The organism is Polaromonas sp. P1_E3 (genome assembly GCF_056405935.1).
The window spans coordinates 1-1,464 of the sequence record NZ_JBFUBD010000560.1; the positions used below are offsets into that span (position 1 = coordinate 1).

3 protein-coding genes are annotated in these 1,464 nt (G+C 62.4%); 2 read left to right on the forward strand and 1 reads right to left on the reverse strand.

Annotated features, from left to right (window positions below):
* Both AC1D0Z_RS21670 and plsY read left to right on the forward strand, forming a co-directional pair.
* A partial coding sequence (locus AC1D0Z_RS21670) for a YbaK/EbsC family protein (protein WP_477660213.1) occupies nt 1-327 on the forward strand: 327 nt, incomplete at its 5' end.
* A gap of 36 nt (nt 328-363) precedes the next feature.
* Entirely contained in the window at nt 364-1,002 is a 639-nt protein-coding gene (gene plsY, locus AC1D0Z_RS21675; RefSeq protein WP_477660214.1) for a glycerol-3-phosphate 1-O-acyltransferase PlsY, read from the forward strand.
* Nucleotides 1,003-1,028: 26 nt separating this feature from the next.
* Here plsY and AC1D0Z_RS21680 read toward each other — a convergent pair.
* On the reverse strand, nt 1,029-1,464 hold a 436-nt coding region (locus tag AC1D0Z_RS21680; protein WP_477660215.1), incomplete at its 5' end, for a retropepsin-like aspartic protease family protein.

The window sequence follows — 1,464 nt, forward strand, 5'->3', positions numbered from 1 at the left end:
CCCTTGTTGGTGTTGATGCACGGCAACCGCAAGGTTTCCACCAAAAACCTGGCGCGGCAGATCGGCGCCAAGTCGGTCGAACCGTGCAAGCCCGAAGTTGCCAACCGCCACAGCGGCTACCTGGTCGGCGGTACATCGCCTTTTGGCACGCGCAAGGCAATGCCTGTGTATATCGAGGAAAGCATCCTGGCCCTGCCCAAAATCGCCATCAACGGCGGCCGGCGGGGCTACCTGATTGGTATTGACCCGCAGGTTTGTGTCACCTTGCTGGGTGCAAAATCGGTCAACTGTGCATTGAGTATGGACAACGCAGCGGGCCACGGCTGAAATGCCGCTGGCCACCACATAACAAGGGAGATAAATTTGGACTACGTGTATTCGGCCGGCGCGACCTTGCTGGCCTACCTGATTGGCTCGCTGTCGTTTGCCGTCATCGTCAGCCGCCTGATGGGCCTGAGCGACCCGCGCAGCTACGGCAGCAAGAACCCCGGCGCCACCAACGTGCTGCGTTCAGGCAGCAAAGCTGCGGCGGCCATCACGCTGCTGCTGGACGGCCTCAAGGGGTGGTTGCCGGTGGTGCTCGTCAAATGGTTTGGCGGCGACTACGGCCTTGGTGAGGGCACGATGGCCGCCGTGGGGCTGGCGGCCTTTCTGGGCCACCTGTACCCGGTGTTTTTCCAGTTCAAGGGCGGCAAGGGCGTGGCGACTGCAGCCGGGGTGTTGCTGGGCGTCAGCTGGGTGCTGGGTGTTGCCACGCTGGCCACCTGGGTGATCGTGGCCTTCTTTTCGCGCTATTCCTCACTCGCCTCACTGGTGGCCGCGGCGTTTGCGCCGCTGTATTACCTGTTTGGCGACCGCGCCGCCTGGTATGTCGACAAGAGCCTGTTGACGGTGATGGTCGCCATCAGCGCATTGCTGGTTTATCGCCACCGCGAAAACATCAACAAGCTGATCAAGGGAACCGAGTCCAAGCTGGGTGGTTCAAAGCAGGCCAGCAAATAGCCTGGCCGGCAACGCGCCGCCCAGGCTTAGTAGCGCTTGTCCAGCGTCATGAGGTTGTTGTCGCGTTTCATCTGGAAGCGCGACAAAAAGCTGTTGCCCAGCAGCAGAAAAGGCATGGGCTGCGGCGTGACCACGGCATCGACATCAAAAACTTCGACGTCGCCCACCCGTACCGAGTTGAGCTTGATGCGATAGCCCTGCGTGACGCCGTTGGCCGTAGACATCCGCACCGGCTGCCCGTCCTTGTACTTGATGCCCGCACGCTCCGCGTCGGCGACGCTCATGGCAATGCTGGTCGCGCCGGTGTCGACCATGAACTGCACGGCCTTTCCGTTGATCTGCCCGGCCGTCATGAAATGGCCGCCGCCGCTTTCGGTGATGGTGATGCGCGTACCCCGCCCGGCGGAGGCGGTGCTGCCGCCGGAGTTCACCGGCGCATCCCCCACCCGCAAGGTGTGACGT